The organism is Stappia sp. P2PMeth1 (assembly GCF_900185735.1).
Taxonomy (GTDB): Bacteria; Pseudomonadota; Alphaproteobacteria; order Rhizobiales; family Stappiaceae; genus Stappia.
Genome location: NZ_FYAW01000009.1, coordinates 1 through 15166, shown reverse-complemented (window position 1 = coordinate 15166; position 15166 = coordinate 1). Strand labels below are relative to the sequence as shown.

13 protein-coding genes are annotated in these 15166 nt (G+C 65.6%); 11 read left to right on the top strand and 2 right to left on the bottom strand.

From position 1 onward, the window contains the following. Positions 1 to 390: 390 nt before the first annotated feature. From P2PM1_RS03080 to urtE, 8 genes are all read left to right on the top strand, one after another. The gene (locus P2PM1_RS03080; protein ID WP_186398065.1) at positions 391 to 867 is read left to right on the top strand and encodes a hypothetical protein; all 477 of its coding nucleotides are present in this window, start codon (positions 391 to 393) and stop codon (positions 865 to 867) included. A 12-nt stretch (positions 868 to 879) separates the two neighbouring features. After that, positions 880 to 2313: a hypothetical protein gene (locus P2PM1_RS03075; protein WP_186398064.1), complete on the top strand. Its 1434-nt coding sequence runs from the start codon at positions 880 to 882 to the stop codon at positions 2311 to 2313. A 392-nt stretch (positions 2314 to 2705) separates the two neighbouring features. Then, on the top strand, positions 2706 to 3941 hold the full coding sequence (locus P2PM1_RS03070) for a CaiB/BaiF CoA-transferase family protein (protein ID WP_186398063.1): 1236 nt from the start codon (positions 2706 to 2708) through the stop codon (positions 3939 to 3941). A gap of 237 nt (positions 3942 to 4178) precedes the next feature. Next, complete coding sequence (gene urtA, locus P2PM1_RS03065; protein WP_186388378.1) at positions 4179 to 5477, top strand: urea ABC transporter substrate-binding protein; 1299 nt, start codon at positions 4179 to 4181, stop codon at positions 5475 to 5477. 384 nt (positions 5478 to 5861) lie between these two features. Further along, on the top strand, positions 5862 to 7526 hold the full coding sequence (gene urtB / locus P2PM1_RS03060) for an urea ABC transporter permease subunit UrtB (protein WP_244301390.1): 1665 nt from the start codon (positions 5862 to 5864) through the stop codon (positions 7524 to 7526). A gap of 37 nt (positions 7527 to 7563) precedes the next feature. Then, positions 7564 to 8745, top strand: a complete 1182-nt coding sequence (urtC, locus tag P2PM1_RS03055; protein WP_186398062.1) for an urea ABC transporter permease subunit UrtC — start codon at positions 7564 to 7566, stop codon at positions 8743 to 8745. Positions 8746 to 8749: 4 nt separating this feature from the next. Next, positions 8750 to 9496: an urea ABC transporter ATP-binding protein UrtD gene (urtD, locus tag P2PM1_RS03050; RefSeq protein ID WP_186388380.1), complete on the top strand. Its 747-nt coding sequence runs from the start codon at positions 8750 to 8752 to the stop codon at positions 9494 to 9496. Positions 9497 to 9520: 24 nt separating this feature from the next. Beyond that, entirely contained in the window at positions 9521 to 10216 is a 696-nt protein-coding gene (gene urtE, locus P2PM1_RS03045; protein WP_186398061.1) for an urea ABC transporter ATP-binding subunit UrtE, read from the top strand. Between the two features lie 11 nt (positions 10217 to 10227). Here the strand turns inward: urtE and P2PM1_RS03040 are convergent, their stop codons facing one another. Together P2PM1_RS03040 and P2PM1_RS03035 are read right to left on the bottom strand one after the other, a co-directional pair. Next, complete coding sequence (locus P2PM1_RS03040; protein ID WP_186398060.1) at positions 10228 to 10998, bottom strand: SDR family oxidoreductase; 771 nt, start codon at positions 10996 to 10998, stop codon at positions 10228 to 10230. Positions 10999 to 11116: 118 nt separating this feature from the next. Then, complete coding sequence (locus P2PM1_RS03035) at positions 11117 to 11515, bottom strand: DUF2177 family protein (RefSeq protein ID WP_186388383.1); 399 nt, start codon at positions 11513 to 11515, stop codon at positions 11117 to 11119. Between the two features lie 307 nt (positions 11516 to 11822). On the opposite strand from P2PM1_RS03035, the gene bfr reads away from it, so the two are divergent. The 3 genes from bfr (at position 11823) to P2PM1_RS03020 (ending at position 14596) form a co-directional block, all read left to right on the top strand. Next, complete coding sequence (gene bfr / locus P2PM1_RS03030; RefSeq protein ID WP_186388384.1) at positions 11823 to 12308, top strand: bacterioferritin; 486 nt, start codon at positions 11823 to 11825, stop codon at positions 12306 to 12308. Positions 12309 to 12462: 154 nt separating this feature from the next. Further along, positions 12463 to 13617: a hypothetical protein gene (locus tag P2PM1_RS03025; protein WP_186398059.1), complete on the top strand. Its 1155-nt coding sequence runs from the start codon at positions 12463 to 12465 to the stop codon at positions 13615 to 13617. Between the two features lie 97 nt (positions 13618 to 13714). After that, entirely contained in the window at positions 13715 to 14596 is an 882-nt protein-coding gene (locus tag P2PM1_RS03020) for a 2-keto-4-pentenoate hydratase (protein WP_186398058.1), read from the top strand. Positions 14597 to 15166 lie beyond the last annotated feature (570 nt).

The following is a 15166-nucleotide window of genomic DNA, read 5'->3' as shown; positions in this document are numbered from 1 at the left end:
CGGCGATGCGGGCCGCGCCTGCCGGCTTGCGCGACGGGGCGGGCCGGGTAAAACGATAGGGACAGGGAGGGCGAAGCACGCATGCAATCCATGTGCGCATGCTGCCGATTGGGTAGGGACCGCCGCCTGAACTCCAGGACAGGCCGTCCGTATAGGCTATCGTCGAATGCTTGACCGTCAGCGCGGCATTGCCCTTCGGCGGGCGCAGCCTGAGCCATCTTGCCCCAGCGATGCACATTCTCATCGCGACGCTCGACCTTCCGCCGCACACAGCGAAGCGAGAGGCTTGAGCACATGTCACAAATTACAGGTTGCAAATATCAAATTCAAAACTTGACTCATAAACTCATCTTTTTAAGATGCCACCGTCGTGCTGTCGGAGCGCAAAGCATGAAACCACTCCCAAAGCTACTGTGGCCCGCGGGTACACTCGCCCTAGCCGCCGCCATTGTGACCTGGATTGCCGGAGGAAAAACAACCGATGCCGGCCTGCACCTTTCCATGGCGAGCATTCAAAGAGTCGCGAACGAAGAGATAGTTCCGGTCTCGGCTCTTCTCGACTCCACCGCCACCACTCATGTCTGCAGCATCGGTCCTTATTTCGATGAGGGTTTTGCTCGCAACCAACTGGACCAGCAACTGCTCAGTGGGCTCGCGATATTCCCGGTTCCGGAAAGTGACGGCTTGTTCGTCTACGTCACAACGGGTGATGCCGCTCCTGTGATCGATCGCCTGCAACTCAATTCAGGTCAGCTCAGGTGGCGCGCGGATAAAAACGACACCCGCTGTCTTTCGATTGCTCTCGCCGCATTCACGATAAAAAAACAAAGCGATCACTGGGCAATTTCTTTGGTTGAAATGAAATAGCCCGAGGATGAGATGACTTACGTTCCTACAGATGTTCTTCTGGCTTACCAAAATGAAGCAAATACATGGGCACAGCACTTTGGACTAGATCCGAGCACAGCCCACAACGGGCAGTGGGACGCATTCCGCCATGCCTATGCCAGCGCTGCAATGACCCAAGATTACGGATCGACGATTGCCAATGTTGCTGGCCAATTGGTTGAGTTGCGAGGTGACTGGAATGGTCAGCCGGCCGCAGAACGAACGATGGACCTATTTAACAATTCGGTCGGTAGATCTCTGGCTTCAGGAACTACTACGAGAGAAGAAATAGCTAATTACGTACATAACGCACTAATTTCTGGACAACTCATCACCAGCCCGTCTGAAACAGGTCGCGGATCATACTATGGCCCAGGCCAAACCAATTATACGAGTTACTACGATTCAATATCAACTGTATTCGAAGAATATCGGGCACGCCTTGGAGAGATCACTAGCGGAGCCATTGGGTTTAATGATGACGGAGTGCAAACGCTCTTTCTTAGACCAGGAACCACTGAGTCTGAGTTTAACAATCTGCTTGACGACGTCAGAGCGCTCGCGGAGCTTGTAGATCAGGCCGCAAACGATGAGTCAAATGGCCTCACTAATGAGCAGCGACAAGAGCTCTCAAGTCTTCACGATCAGGTACAGCTCTTTGCTTTCGAAGCCTATACGGCGCTTTATGATCCGTTGGTCATCGACCTGGATGGAGACGGCATCGAGACTGTTTCCGTTGATGACAGCAGAGCCAATTTCAATCTCTTCACCGAGGACGGGCTTAGTGCGCGTCACGGCTGGGTCGGAGAGGACGACGGGCTTCTTGCATTCGACCGCAATGGAGATGGCGTCATCAACGACATCGGAGAACTCTTTGGTAATCGCAATGAATCGGGGTTTGCCGAGTTGTCCGCTCTCGACTCGAATGGTGACGGGGTGATCGATGCCAATGATGAGCAATTTCAGTCGATCCTGATCTGGCGAGACCGGAACGGCGATGGCATTTCGCAAGCTGAGGAACTGGGTACCTTGAGCGACTATGGCATTACCTCCCTATCTCTCGATACGACGACCTCGGGCGTTAACAGTAATGGCAATCTGATTTCGGAAGTGGGCTCCTACACAATGGAGGACGGCTCTACGGGCGTCGTTGGAGACGTTCATTTTGCTGTCGATATCTCCACACTCACCACGAATGGGCGCCCAGACATCTTTGTCTTCAACCAGGACAGCGGGCTTCACCGGCTTAACGCATTTGAAGATGGGTTGGATACAATCCAGATATCTGGCGCCTCGTTCGAAGACTTGACGTTCCTTGACCAAGAACGAGGCGTCTTGATCTCCGTTTTGAATAGCGGTCTACAGATCTCCGTAGCCAACGTTTTTGCGGAACAACTGGGTCAGGACGACTTCTCGTTCGTGTGAACATGTTATCTGGCGTGGCGCGTCCAAAAGACGTGCCGTGTCCTTGATGCCGGGTTGCATGTCCCACCAAGGAGCCACTCGACTACCGCCCGGACTCACACTTCACGAACGAGGGGGCTGTGAATTTCGGTTCCAACATGCGCGTCGCAGAATGGCGCCTGAGGTTGAGTAGCGAGTGCTCGCCTCGCTCCACCGCATGGGCCGCGTCTCGTGGCAGGACGGGCGCTACGCCCTGCGCCTTGCCGCCTGACCGGTCCTGCCGCCCCGGAATGATGTTCCAACCCCAAGTCGTTGGACTGAGGGCGATGCCGGGGCTATGACCGGGGACGCCTGCTGCGCCTCACGTTGAGGACAGCAGGACAGACGTTCCGGAAAGAAGGCGTTTCCCGATCATGACCGCCCCGCTGTCGCATCTGCGCGTGCTCGATCTCTCCCGCGTCCTCGCCGGCCCCTGGTCGACGCAGGCGCTGGCCGACATGGGCGCCGACGTCATCAAGATCGAGCGGCCCGGCAGCGGCGACGACACCCGCGGCTGGGGGCCGCCCTTCGTCGCGGACGGGCCGGCCGCCGGCGAGAGCGCCTATTTCATGGCCGCCAACCGGGGCAAGAAGTCGGTCGCCGTCGACATCGCCAGCGAGAGGGGCCGCGCGCTCATCGTCGAGCTGGCGAAGAGCTGCGACATTCTGGTGGAGAATTACAAGGTCGGCGGCCTGAAGAAATACGGCCTCGACTACGACAGCCTGTCGAAGGTCAATCCGGGCCTGATCTATTGCTCGATCACCGGCTTCGGCCAGACCGGGCCGTATGCCCAGCGCGCCGGCTACGACTTCATGATCCAGGGCATGGGCGGGCTGATGTCGGTGACCGGCGAGCGCGACGCGCTGCCGGGCGGCGGGCCGCAGAAGGCGGGCGTCGCGCTTGCCGACATCCTGACCGGGCTCAACGCCACCATCGCCATTCTCGGCGCCCTCGCCCATCGCGAGCGCAGCGGCGAGGGCCAGCATCTCGACATCGCCCTGTTCGACGTGCAGGTCGCCTCGCTCGCCAATCAGGCGCTGAGCTATCTCGTCTCCGGCACCTCGCCGGTGCGCATGGGCAATGCCCACACCGCCATCGTGCCGTACGAGGTCTTCGCCAGTTCCGACGGCCACCTGATCCTCGCCGTCGGCAATGACGGCCAGTTCGTCCGCTTCTGCGAGGTCGCCGGCCGGCCGGAGCTCGCCGCCGACCCGCGCTTTGCCGTCAACCGCGACCGGGTGCTCAACCGCGAGATCCTGGCGCCGATGGTCGCGGAGATCATCAAGACGCGCACGACCCGCGAATGGATCGCCGACCTGGAGGCCGCCGCCGTGCCCTGCGGCCCGATCAACACCATCGCCGAAGTGTTCGAGGAACCGCAGGCCAAGGCGCGCGGGCTGATGAACCCGGCCCTGCCGCATGGCAGCGGCGGCACCGTGCCGGGCGTCGCCAGCCCCTTGCGCTTCTCCAAGACGCCGGTCAACGACAGGATCGCCCCGCCGATGCTCGGCGAGCACACCCGCGAGGTGCTGGCCCGCGTCCTCGGCCTGGACGAGGCCGAGCTCGACGCGCTGGAGGCGGCCGGCGCCATCGCCTCGCGCAAGGGCTGAGGGGCCCTCACATTTTGAGCAAATTTTAGGCACATTCTCGCCGCGATGCAGATTTGTGCAAGTTCATTGTGCGATGCGGCATGCGCCGCCCCCTGCCAGCTTGACGCTACGTCTCCCGCAAGCCGAGGCGTTTCCGGCACTTTCGCGCCGGGAACGGCCGCCGCGCGCAACTGGCACGCATCTTGATCTTCCCTGTCGTGGCTCTCCTCCGGGGGAGAGGCGACAGAGGGGAAACAGATGACACGTTTCAGCAGGAATTTCTTCGCCGGCATGGCGCTCTCGGGCCTGATGGCCTCCACCGCCGTCACCGGCGCCTTCGCCCAGGAGGAGACCATCAAGGTCGGCATCCTCCACTCGCTCTCCGGCACCATGGCGATCTCCGAGACGACCCTCAAGGACGTCATGCTGATGCTCATCGAGGAGCAGAACAAGAAGGGCGGCCTGCTCGGCAAGAAGCTCGAGGCGGTGGTGGTCGACCCGGCCTCCGACTGGCCGCTGTTCGCCGAGAAGGCGCGCGAGCTGATCGAGGTGAACAAGGTCTCGGCGGTGTTCGGCTGCTGGACCTCGGTGTCGCGCAAGTCCGTGCTGCCGGTCTTCGAGGAGCTGAACTCGCTGCTGTTCTACCCCGTCCAGTATGAGGGCGAGGAGAGCCAGCGCAACGTCTTCTACACGGGCGCCGCCCCCAACCAGCAGGCGATTCCCGCCGTCGACTACCTGATGAACGAGGAAGGCGTCGAGCGCTGGGTGCTGGCCGGCACCGACTATGTCTACCCGCGCACCACCAACAAGATCCTCGAGGCCTATCTCAAGGCCAAGGGCGTCGCCGAGGAAGACATCCTGATCAACTACACGCCGTTCGGCCATTCCGACTGGCAGACGATCGTCTCCGACATCAAGGCCTTCGGCTCGGCCGGCAAGAAGACCGCCGTCGTCTCCACCATCAACGGCGACGCCAACGTGCCCTTCTACAAGGAACTTGGCAATGCCGGCATCAAGGCCGAGGACATCCCGGTCGTCGCCTTCTCGGTCGGCGAGGAGGAACTGGCCGGCCTCGACACCGGGCCGCTGGTCGGGCACCTGGCCGCCTGGAACTATTTCCAGTCCGTCGACACGCCGATCAATGCCGAGTTCATCGAGACCTGGAAGGCCTATATCGGCGACGACAAGCGCGTCACCAACGATCCGATGGAGGCGCATTTCATCGGCTTCAACATGTGGGTGAAGGCGGTCGAGAAGGCCGGCACCACCGAGGCCGACGCGGTGATCGACGCGATCATCGGCGTTGCCGTGCCGAACCTGACCGGCGGCTATTCGGCGATGATGCCGAACCACCACATCACCAAGCCGGTGCTGATCGGCGAGATCCAGGAAGACGGCCAGTTCGAGACCGTGTGGGAGACCTCCGGCCTCGTCGTCGGCGACGCCTGGTCCGACTATCTCGACGGCTCCAAGGACCTGATCGCCGACTGGCGCAAGCCGATGAGCTGCGGAAACTTCAACACCGTCACGGGCAAGTGCGGCGGGTCGGGCAGCTAGAGCCCTTTCGGCCAATTCGGAGCCATTCTGACGGAGCGATTTTGTGACAAGGTCAAGCAAAGACACGCAGGCCGTATCTGGATACGGACAAGGGGCTTTGCGCTGGAATTGGCGCAAAATCGCCCGTCCCGCAGGGCTTCCGATTGGCGGGCACCCGACGCCGAACCGGTCTTGCCCGATGCGAAGGCATCGCGCGGCGACCGTTTCGACGCCGGATCGCCACCCCAATCGAGAAGCAGAATTGACTTCGAATTGGTCGGAAGGGCTCTAACACCCACCTTCCGCATCCAGAGGGGGAGGGAGGCGGGCGCAGATCCGCCTCCTCCTTACCCTCCGCTGCCGCCTATTCCCGAACAGTCCGGACGGTCCCCCGTGAAGCCACCCGTGAACGCATCCGTCAACGCACACGCCCAGCGCTCCCTCCCGGCCCTGTTGCTCGCCCTGCTGCTGGCGCTCCTGCCCCTGGCGCTGCTGTCTTCGGCCGCGAGCGCACAGGACGCCCCCGCTCTGGAGAGCCTGCGCCCGCTCGTCGATGCGCTCGGCAAAGGCTCGTTCACCGACACGGAAAAGCAGGTCACGGCGCTGGCCGCCACCGGCGATCCGGCCGTGGTGCCGGCGCTGGAAGCGCTCGGCAACGGCGACCTCTATCTGCGCAAGGCCGACGGCGCCGTGGTGATCGGCAAGCGCGCCGGCTCCGGCCTTGCCCTCACCGATCCGCTGACCGGCGAAGCGCTGGAGCCCGTCGCCGCGAGCGGCCTCGACAAGATCCGCGTCAACAACCGGCTGCGCCGCACCATCCGCAACGCGGTCGGCGGGCTGACCCTGCGCGCCGCCGACACCCGCGTGCGCCGGCAGGCGGCCGAGGCGATCTTCAAGGCGCAGGATGCGGAGGCCATCGAGGCGCTGGACGATGCCATCGCCGCCGAGACGGACGTGGGCGTCGCCAAGCTGATGCGCGAGGCGCGCGCCGCCGCCGTGCTCGCCTCCGACCTGCCGACGGAGGAGAAGATCGCCGCCATCGACACGCTGGCCGAACGCGGCGACCGCGACGCCCTGTCGATGATCACCGCCGTGCAGAACAGCGGGGCCACTGAACTGCAGGAGGCGGCGGGTGCCGCCCTTGCCCGGATCCAGAAGCTGCAGGCGGTCTGGGACATGGCCCGCAACGTCTGGTTCGGCCTGTCGCTCGGCTCGGTGCTGCTGCTCGCCGCCATCGGCCTTGCCATCACCTTCGGCGTCATGGGCGTCATCAACATGGCGCATGGCGAGATGGTGATGCTGGGCGCCTACACCACCTTCATGGTGCAGAACCTGTTCCGCCTGCACGCGCCGCACCTCTTCGACTATTCGCTGCTGGTGGCGTTGCCGGCCGCCTTCCTCGTCGCCGGCCTCGTCGGCGTCGCCATCGAGCGCGGCGTCATCCGCTTCCTGCACAACCGGCCGCTGGAAACGCTGCTCGCCACCTGGGGCGTCTCGCTGATCCTGCAGCAGACGGTGCGCTCGATCTTCGGCCCGACCAACCAGGAGGTCGGCAACCCGGCCTTCATGTCGGGGGCCTTCGAGATCGGCCAGTTGACGATCACCTACAACCGGCTGTGGATCCTGGTCTTCGCGCTGACGGTCTTCGCCGCGCTGCTGATCGCGATGAAGTTCACCCGCTTCGGGCTGAACGTGCGCGCCGTCACCCAGAACCGGCGCATGGCCGCCTCCATGGGCATCCGCACGCCGCTGGTCGACGCGCTGACCTTCGGCCTCGGCTCGGGGATCGCCGGCATCGCCGGGGTGGCGCTGTCGCAGATCGACAATGTCTCGCCCAATCTCGGCCAGTCCTACATCATCGACAGTTTCATGGTCGTGGTGTTCGGCGGCGTCGGCAACCTGTGGGGCACGCTGGTCGCGGCGATGAGCCTCGGCGTTGCCAACAAGTTCCTGGAGCCCGTCGCCGGCGCCGTGCTGGCCAAGATCCTGGTGCTGGTCTTCATCATCCTGTTCATCCAGAAGCGCCCGCGCGGCCTGTTCGCGCTGAAGGGCCGGGCGGTGGAGGCATGAGCCCCCGTCCCGCCCACATCCCGCGGAGCCGCCCGTCATGATCGTCCGTTTCCTCGCCGGCGGCCTGACCGGCGGCCGCCTCGCCATGCTGGCGCTGCTCGTCGGTGCCGCCGTGCTGGTGCCCGTCCTCAACCTCGCCCTGCCGCCGAGCCACCCGCTGCACGTGCCGACCTACGCCGTGACGCTGATGGGCAAGTACCTGACCTATGCGCTGCTGGCATTGGCGCTCGATCTCGTCTGGGGCTATTGCGGCATCCTCTCGCTCGGCCATGCGGCGTTCTTCGCCCTCGGCGGCTATGCCATGGGCATGTACCTGATGCGGCAGATCGGCACGCGCGGCGTCTATGGCGACCCGCTGCTGCCCGACTTCATGGTGTTCCTCAACTGGAAGGAGCTGCCCTGGTACTGGAGCGGCTTCGACGCCTTCCCCTTCGCCATGGTGATGGCGCTGGCGGTGCCGGGGCTGCTCGCCTTCGTCTTCGGCTGGTTCGCCTTCCGCTCGCGGGTCACCGGCGTCTATCTGTCGATCATCACCCAGGCGATGACCTATGCGCTGCTGCTCGCCTTCTTCCGCAACGACATGGGTTTCGGCGGCAACAACGGCCTGACCGATTTCAAGGACATCCTCGGCTATCCGGTGCAGGCCGCCACCACCCGCGCAGGGCTGTTCGCCGCCTCGGCGCTGGCGCTCGCCGCCGGCCTCGTCCTTGCCATCGCCATCACCGGCTCCAAGCTCGGCAAGGTGCTGATCGCGGTGCGCGATGCGGAAAGCCGCACCCGCTTCCTCGGCTACCGGGTGGAGCACTACAAGCTGTTCGTGTGGACCGTCTCGGCGATGATGGCCGGGCTTGCCGGCGCGCTCTACGTGCCGCAGGTCGGCATCATCAATCCGGGCGAATTCGCCCCGGCCAACTCCATCGAGGCGGTGATCTGGGTGGCGGTCGGCGGCCGCGGCACGCTCATCGGCCCGATCATCGGCGCGGTGCTGGTCAACTTCGCCAAGAGCTGGTTCACCGCCGCCCTGCCCGAAATCTGGCTGTTCGCCCTCGGCGCGCTGTTCGTCGCGGTGACGCTGTTCCTGCCCAAGGGCATTCTCGGCCTCGCCGCAACGCTGCGCGCCCGTCTGCCCAAGCGCAAGGAGGCGGCTCCTGTCGACCGCACGCCGGCGGCGGCGGCGGCGCCCGCCCCGGCCCTTGCAAGCAATCAGGCCGCGGAGTGAGACGATGACCGCGACCGGCTCCCTGCTCTATCTCGACGGCGTCAGCGTCTCCTTCGACGGCTTCAAGGCGCTGAACAACCTGTCCTTCCTCATCGCCCCCAACGAGATGCGGGCGATCATCGGCCCGAACGGCGCCGGCAAGACGACGATGATGGACGTGATCACCGGCAAGACCCGCCCGGACAGCGGCACGCTGCTATTCGGCGAGAAGCTGGACCTCACCCGCCACGACGAGGCGGAGATCGCCGGCCTTGGCATCGGCCGCAAGTTCCAGAAGCCGACCGTCTTCGAAAGCCATACGGTGGAGGACAATATCGCGCTGGCGCTGAAGGCGCCGCGCGGGCCCTTCGCCACCCTGTTCCACCGGCGCGAGCCCGAAGAGACCGCCCGCATCGACGCGCTGCTGGAGCTGGTGCGGCTCGACAGCCGGCGCGAGGATCTTGCCGGCGATCTCAGCCACGGCCAGAAGCAGTGGCTGGAGATCGGCATGCTGCTGGCACAGGACCCGCAACTGCTGCTGATCGACGAGCCGGCCGCCGGCATGACCGACGCGGAGACGGCGGCGACCGCCGACCTCCTGCGCGACATCGCCAAGAGCCATTCGGTCGTCGTCGTCGAGCACGACATGACCTTCGTGCGGGCGCTCGGCGTCAAGGTCACCGTGCTGCACGAGGGCTCGGTGCTGGCGGAAGGCTCGCTCGACCACGTCTCCTCCGACCAGAAGGTGATCGATGTCTATCTTGGCCGCTGATCGCACCCACAGGAGCCGCCCGCCATGCTGAGCGTCGAGCACATCGACCTGCACTACGGCGCCGCGCAGGCGCTGAAGGATGTCAGCCTGAGCGCGGAGGTCGGCAAGGTCACCTGCGTGATGGGCCGCAACGGCGTCGGCAAGACCTCGACCCTGCGCGCCATCGCCGGCCAGCAGCCGATCTCCGCCGGCAGCGTGCGCTGGGAGGGCGAGGACATCTCGCGCCTGACGCCCTATCAGCGGGCGCGCCGGGGCATCGCCCTTGTGCCGCAGGGGCGCGACATCTTTCCGCTGCTCAGCGTACGCGAGAACCTGGAGACCGGCTTTGCCGTGCTGCCGCGCAAGGACCGCCGGGTGCCCGACACGGTGTTCGAGCTGTTCCCGGTATTGAAGTCGATGCTGTCGCGGCGCGGCGGCGACCTGTCCGGCGGTCAGCAGCAGCAGCTCGCCATCGGCCGGGCCATCGTCATGCGGCCGCGCCTCCTGATCCTCGACGAGCCGACCGAAGGCATCCAGCCCTCGATCATCAAGGATATCGGCCGGGCGATCTCGTTCCTGCGCGACACCGGCGAAATGGCCATCGTGCTGGTGGAACAGTATTTCGAATTCGCCCGCGACCTTGCCGACCGCTTCGCCGTGATGGACCGCGGCGAGGTGGTGCTCGCCGGCACCCGGGACGAGCTGGAGGAGAGCGCGGTCCGCGCCCACCTCACCGTCTGACGATCAGCCCCTCAGCCCCGGCCGATATAGGGCATGGTCGTCGCCATCACCGTCATGAACTGCACATTGGCATCGAGCGGCAGGCTCGCCATGTGCAGGACGGAGGTGGCGACATGCTCGGCCGCCATCACCGGCTCGGCCCGCACGCTGCCGTCCGGCTGGGCGACGCCCTGCTGCATGCGCACCGTCATGTCGGTCGCCGCATTGCCGATGTCGATCTGGCCGCAGGCGATGTTGAACGGCCGCCCGTCCAGCGAGATCGAGCGGGTGAGGCCGGTGATCGCATGTTTGGACGCCGTATAGGCGGCCGAACCGGGGCGCGGCACATGCGCCGAGATCGAGCCGTTGTTGATGATCCGCCCGCCTTGCGGGTCCTGCGACCGCATCAGGTTGAAGGCGGCGCGCGCGACGAGGAAGGCGCCGTCGAGATTGACGGACATCAGCTTGCGCCACTCCTCGAAGGAAAGATCGCCGATCGGCTTGCCGAGCACGGTGGTGCCGGCATTGTTGAAGACGACGTCGAGCCGGCCGAAGGCGTCCTGCAGGGCGCCGAACAGATCGTCCACCGCCACCGGATCGCTGACGTCGCAGGGAACGCAAAGGGCCGCCGCCGGATCGACGCCGGACATCGCCACCGTCTCCTCCAGCTTGTCGCCCCGGCGCCCGGTCAGCACCGTGCGGTAGCCCGCCTTGAGAAAGGCGATGGCGCAGGCGCGCCCGACGCCCGCGCTGGCGCCCGTCACCAGCGCCACAGCTCCCGTTCCATCTCCCCGTCCGGCCATCTCGGTCCTCCGCTTGCAAGCCGTTCCAATCGTTGTCGCGAGAATGGCCGGGGAGCAGCGGAAAAGGCAAGCCGTGTCGGCACTTGGCCGGGCAGTTTGTCGGAGCGCCGAAAGGGCTCTAGACGAAACTGCGGGCGATCAGGAAGCCGGCGGTCGCCGACACCCCGGTCACCAGCGTGCCCCAGACGATGTCGACCACCGTCACCACCACCGGCCAGTCGCGCAAGGTGGCAAGGTTGGTGACGTCATAGGTCGCATAGGCGAAGAAGCCGAACAGGCAGCCGTAAAGCGCCGCGTCCTGCCAATTGCCCGAGCGCAGCGCCGGGGCGACCGCGAAGATGACGATGCCGACCACATAGACGAGGTAGAACAGGCCGGCGACGGCGAAATTCACCTGCTCGGCCATCAGCCCGGCAAGGCGCTCGCGATAGAACGACCCCGCCACATGCGCCAGCCAGATATAATCCATCACCAAGAAGATCAGCGCCGTGGCGCCATAGGCGATCGCATGCGTCATGTCGGGGGCCTTCCTGTTGGTCCTGCCGCTATAAACGCAGGATCGCAGCCGGCGGTTCACCTTTCCGCCGCATTCGGCAGGCCCCTTGCGAAATTCCTTGCAAGGGCCGAGTTTCGCACTGTCCCGTTCTGTCTCCTGTGAAAATCCCTGTCCAGCCGGCCGCAGCCCCTTCCCATTGAATTGGAATTATTCTAAACTAACTCCAATTGATCGCCTTCCCTCCCCGGAGCGACCTCCGCGACGGCGCCCCCGGAAACCCGTTTGGACGATCCTTAAAGACAATGACCGAAAGACAGGAGTACATGGAATGAAAGGCAGCGCGAAAGTTATCGAACGGCTCAACGAGGCGCTGTTCCTCGAGCTCGGCGCGGTGAATCAGTACTGGCTGCACTACCGCATGCTCGACGACTGGGGCCTGACCAAGCTGGCCAAGAAGGAGCGGGCCGAATCGATCGAGGAAATGCAGCACGCCGACAAGATCATCGCGCGCATCCTGTTCCTCGAGGGCCATCCGAACCTGCAGAAGGTGGCGCCGCTGCGCATCGGCCAGGACGTCAAGGAAGTTCTGGAAGCCGACCTTGCCGGCGAGCACGAGGCCCGCAGCTCCTACTCCAAGTCGCGCGACATCTGTCACGACGAGGGCGACTACGTCTCCATGAAGCTGTTCGAGGAGCTGCTGGCCGACGAGGAAGGCCATATCGACTTCCTCGAGACCCAGCTCGACCTCCTGGAGAAGATCGGCGTCGAGCGCTACTCGCTGCTCAACTCCGGTTCGGCCGACGAAGCCGAATAAGCTCCCTGCTTCGCTCCACTGCACAGCCGCCGCGCCCAGGCGCGGCGGCTTTTTGCGCGCGGGGGCGGGCACGCCTGCGTGTAAATTCAAAAATTAACCAACCTTGAATTGCAAAACCGGTCTATCCTGCCGCTCCGACGAACAGGAGGACGGCATGGCATTCAGCGCCGGTTTCGATTTCACCGAAGCGCGGGCCGCGCTCGCGCTGTCCCAGGCGATCTATGGCGCTCCCGCCATTCCGGTGCCGACGCCCGATCCGGCAACGCTCGGCTGGTCGAAGGTCGACGCGCTGTCGCCGTCCGGGCCGACGCTGCTCGACAATCTCTGGCAGGTCTGGCGGAGCGACGCCGCCCCGAACCGCTATGCCCTCGTCGTGCGCGGCACGGTCGACACCGATGCCAGCATCCTCGCCGACCTGCTGTTTCCGCTGGTCGATGCAAGGCTCGACCTGACGCTCGATATCGGCGGCGCGACGCTCGACATTCCCTTTCACCTTGCCCGCGACGAGACGGGCAGCGCCGTCATCGCCGGCACCCATCTCGGCTTCACGCTCAGCCTCTTGTTGATGCTGCTGACCACCGACCGGCCGCTGCTGGCGACCCTTGCCCGCCTGTCGCTGCTGCCGGGAACGGAGCTGCTCGTCACCGGCCACAGCCAGGGCGCCTCCATCGCGACGCTCGCCACCTCGTTCCTGCGCCACGCCAGCGGCCCCTTCGCACCGTTCCGCACGCTCTCCGTCAAGACCTATGTGCTGGCGCCGGCCAAGCCCGGCAACGACCACTATGCCGCCGACTATGCCGCCATCGTCGGCATGGCAGGCTTCGGCTGGACCCTCGCCAGCACGCAAGGCTGGGTGCCGCAGGTGCCGTTCACGCTGCAGGGGCCGGGCGATCTCAACACGCCCAACCCCTTGCGCGCCTATGCCGGCGAGACGATGCCGGACAGCGATCCGCGGGTCGCGGCGATGGCGCTGACTGCGGCGACGGCGGCCGAGGCGGCGCTGGTCCAGGCGCTGGCGCAGGCGCGAGAAACCATCGACCGGCTGAAGACGGATCTCGCCGCCCTCCGCCTTGCCCCCGACGCGCTGCCGGGCGGCGCCGCGACGCCGGTTCCCGGAACTGCCCTCTCGCCCGCCCTCGACACGCTGCTGTCGCGGCTGCAGCTCTCGCTGAACTATGCCCCGGCGGGCGCCCTGGTGCCGCTCTTCGCCCGGCCCGGCGGCAACCCTGAGGACCCGAAGGACTATTTCTGGCAGCACCATCTCGGCAATTACTGGATCTACCTGCAGGAGCAGTATGGCGGCCTGTGAACGGCCCCTCCCCGGCGCCGGCTGGCGCTTGCAAGGCGGGCCGCGCCCCGGCACTCTTGCGCCCGGCGTGACACGCCTTTCGGGAGGAGTTTCATAAATGCAGTCCAATCCCTCGGCACGTGCCTTTGGTGCCTCGCTTCTCGTCTCGCTGCTTGTGCTCTCCGGCGCGGCCCAGGCCGCCTGCCCGGACGATGCGGCCATCGACGCCTTTCTGGCGGCGCGCGCCAGCGCGGCCCCGACGCCGCCGCCGGTCGCCGCCGGCGGATCGATGGCGGACGCCCTGTGCGCGCAAGACAAGATCGTCGCAAGGCTGGAAACGGATCTCGGCCCGGTCGTCGGCTACAAGGCCGGCCTCACCTCGCCCCGATCGCAGGAGGCCTTCGGCGTCAGCGAGCCGGTGCTCGGCACGCTGCTGGAGGGCATGATCCTCACCGGCGAGGTCACCGCCCGGCCGGCGGAGGCGGTGCGCCCGCTGTTCGAGGCGGATCTCATCGTCGAGATCGCCGATGCGGCCGTCAACGAGGCGACGACGCCGGAGGAGGTGCTCGCCCATATCGCCGGCATCCGGCCGTTCCTGGAGCTGCCCGCGCTCGTCGTCGGGGCGGACGACAAGCTCGACGGCCCGGCCATCACCTCGATCAATGTCGGGGCCTGGAAGGGCGTGATGGGCGATCTGATCGAGATCCCGCAAGGGGAAGAGGGCGTTGCCATGCTCGCCGACTTCACCGCGAAGCTGACGAATGAGGCCACCGGCGAGACCCTGTCGGAGGCGCCGGGCAAGGCCGTGCTCGGCCATCCGCTCAACGCGGTCACCTGGATCGCCGGCGCGCTGAAGGCGCAGGGCAAGGCCTTGAAGCCCGGCGACCTCGTCTCGGTCGGCTCGATCGGCCCGCTGCATCCGATGAAGCCGGGCCTGAGCGTGACACTGACCTACGAGGGCCTGCCCGGCACGCCGAAGCTCGGCGCCCGGTTCGAGTAAGGGCAACGCGGGAGGGGGGAGCCCCTCCTTCGTCATCCCGCACGCAGCGTAAGCGGAGATGCGGGATCGGAGAGCCGGGGCGTATGAGGTGCGCTCCGGAAAAATGCCACGACCGCCGTGGCTCGCCGGTCCCGGGTCGCGCTTCGCTTGCCCGGGATGACGCCGGAGGGGTCGGAGCCAGCAAAACGGCAGCAGCGAGAGGAGCGACACGCCGTCCCGCCTCATGCCCGCTGAGGGTGCCAATGGTTCCCGGCTCTGCGCTGCGCGCGGCCGGGATGACCTTCCGAGGGGGAGGCACGACCTCGCATCCTCTCGGCCGTCACCCCCGGTCGCACGCAAGCACGCACCGGTCACCCCACCCACGGATGTCACCCCACCCACGGATGTCACCCCGGACGCAGGCGAAGCCGGAGAGCCGGGGTCCATTCGTTCCCAGAGCGGTCGATGGAGAAGGATGCCCTTCCCCGATCAGCGCGGCTTCTTGTTGAAGGCCGCCGCAAGGGCTGCGGCCATGGCGCCGTCGCCGCCGCCCTGCGAGGGACGCGAGCCGCCAGAACCACCACCGGAACC